Genomic DNA, 1,783 nt, shown 5'->3' with positions numbered 1-1,783 from the left:
GCAAGCGGTAGAGGAGCGTTCTGTAAGCGGTTGAAGGTGAAGGGGTAACCCACACTGGACGTATCAGAAGTGCGAATGCTGACATGAGTAACGATAATGGGGGTGAAAAACCCCCACGCCGAAAGACCAAGGGTTCCTGTCCAACGTTAATCGGGGCAGGGTGAGTCGACCCCTAAGGCGAGGCCGAAAGGCGTAGTCGATGGGAAACAGGTCAATATTCCTGTACTTTTGCTAACTGCGATGGAGAGACGGAGAAGGCTAGGCTAGCGCGGCGTTGGTTGTCCGCGTTTAAGACTGTAGGCTGTTCACTTAGGCAAATCCGGGTGAACACTAGGCTGAGAGTTGATGACGAGTCCCCAAGGGGATGAAGTAGTTGATGCCATGCTTCCAGGAAAATCTTCTAAGCTTCAGGTTAGTAGGAATCGTACCCCAAACCGACACAGGTGGTCGGGTAGAGAATACCAAGGCGCTTGAGAGAACTCGGCTGAAGGAACTAGGCAAAATGGTACCGTAACTTCGGGAGAAGGTACGCTCCTGGCGGTGATGAGACTTGCTCTCTAAGCTGCTGGGAGTCGCAGATACCAGGTGGCTGCAACTGTTTATCAAAAACACAGTACTGTGCAAAATCGCAAGATGACGTATACGGTATGACGCCTGCCCGGTGCTTGAAGGTTAATTGATTGGGTTATCTTCGGAGAAGCTCATGATCGAAGCCCAAGTAAACGGCGGCCGTAACTATAACGGTCCTAAGGTAGCGAAATTCCTTGTCGGGTAAGTTCCGACCTGCACGAATGGCGTAATGATGGCCACGCTGTCTCCAGCCGAGACTCAGTGAAGTTGAAATTGCGGTGAAGATGCCGTATACCCGCGGCTAGACGGAAAGACCCCGTGAACCTTTACTATAGCTTGGCACTGAACATTGAACCTACATGTGTAGGATAGGTGGGAGACTTTGAAGCTTCGTCGCTAGATGGAGTGGAGTCAATCTTGAAATACCACCCTTGTAGTTTTGATGTTCTAACCGCGGCCCCTTATCGGGGTTCGGGACAGTGCCTGGTGGGTAGTTTGACTGGGGCGGTCTCCTCCCAAAGAGTAACGGAGGAGCACGAAGGTTGGCTAAGTACGGTCGGACATCGTACGGTTAGTGCAATGGCATAAGCCAGCTTAACTGCGAGACATACACGTCGAGCAGGTACGAAAGTAGGTCATAGTGATCCGGTGGTTCTGTATGGAAGGGCCATCGCTCAACGGATAAAAGGTACTCCGGGGATAACAGGCTGATACCGCCCAAGAGTTCATATCGACGGCGGTGTTTGGCACCTCGATGTCGGCTCATCACATCCTGGGGCTGAAGTCGGTCCCAAGGGTATGGCTGTTCGCCATTTAAAGTGGTACGCGAGCTGGGTTCAGAACGTCGTGAGACAGTTCGGTCCCTATCTGCCGTGGGCGTTGGATGATTGAAGGAAGCTGCTCCTAGTACGAGAGGACCGGAGTGGACGAACCGCTGGTGTTCGGGTTGTTATGCCAATAGCATTGCCCGGTAGCTACGTTCGGAATCGATAACCGCTGAAAGCATCTAAGCGGGAAGCGAGTCCTAAGATGAGTCATCCCTAGGAATTTAATTCCTCTAAAGAGCCGTTCGAGACTAGGACGTTGATAGGCAGGGTGTGTAAGCGTTGTGAGGCGTTGAGCTAACCTGTACTAATGACTCGTGAGGCTTAACCATACAACCCAGATGAGTTTTTATCTGAGTTGATGGTAACTAGATTTATTACTTACTGTT

The 1,783-nt window shown here is 51.3% G+C and carries 1 rRNA gene; it reads left to right on the top strand.

The features are described from left to right. Positions 1-1,726, top strand: a 23S ribosomal RNA gene (locus K5Q58_RS20520); the annotation flags it as partial. Positions 1,727-1,783 lie beyond the last annotated feature (57 nt).

This window comes from Shewanella sp. KT0246 (assembly GCF_019654955.1).
Lineage (GTDB): Bacteria > Pseudomonadota > Gammaproteobacteria > Enterobacterales > Shewanellaceae > Shewanella > Shewanella goraebulensis.
This window is presented reverse-complemented; position numbering and strand designations above follow the sequence as displayed.